A 728-nucleotide genomic window follows, 5' to 3' on the forward strand; every position below is an offset into this window, starting at 1 on the left:
GCATCCGCTGCCGCGGCGCCGACACCCGCGCCGGCGGACGACGACCTCGAAGAGACCCGCATCAGCATCCCGGGTCACCGGCTGGTGTTCACGTGGGACGACGGGACGCGCATCCCCGTCTCGCGTCGCACGGTGTTCGGGCGCAACCCCGCCCCCGAGGAGGGCGTCGTGGTCGTGCCCGTGCGCGACGAGACCCTCTCGCTGTCGAAGACGCATTTCGAGGCCGCAGCCGAGACCTCGGGCGGCTGGATCCTCGACCGTCACTCCACCAACGGGCTGACCCTCGTGCGCGAGGGCCAGCGCATCTCCTGCCCCGCAGGCCAGCGCGTGCCGATCAAGCTCGGCGACGTGATCGAGATCGGCGACCGCGTCGTCATGGTCGGAGGATACGCATGACCCGTCCGCTCATCGTCGCCACGGGCGCCGCGACCCATTCGGGTCTGCGCCGCCCGCTCAACGAGGACTCGTACATGGCGAGCCCGCCGCTGTTCCTCGTCGCCGACGGCATGGGCGGGCACGAGGCGGGCGAGCGCGCGAGCGCGACCGTCATCGACGAGTTCGCGCGCTACATCGGCCGGGTCGACCTCGAGCTGGAGGATCTGCTCGAAGCGCTGGCCCGCGCCCGGTCGGCGGTCGAGGCCCTTTCCACCGACGGCAGCGGCCGGGCGGGCACCACGCTGAGCGGCGTCGTCGTCGCCTCGGTCGAGGGGATGGGCTACTGGCTCACC

Annotated in this window: 2 protein-coding genes; both read left to right on the forward strand. The window is 72.4% G+C overall.

Going from position 1 to position 728, the window contains the following annotated elements; translation table 11 throughout:
- A partial coding sequence (locus tag ACNPM4_RS18460) for an FHA domain-containing protein (protein WP_448986663.1) occupies window positions 1-396 on the forward strand: 396 nt, incomplete at its 5' end.
- The coding region (locus ACNPM4_RS18465) for a PP2C family protein-serine/threonine phosphatase (protein WP_448986664.1) at window positions 393-728 on the forward strand (336 nt) is incomplete at its 3' end. The genes ACNPM4_RS18460 and ACNPM4_RS18465, both read left to right, overlap by 4 nt.

The organism is Microbacterium umsixpiens (assembly GCF_053543675.1).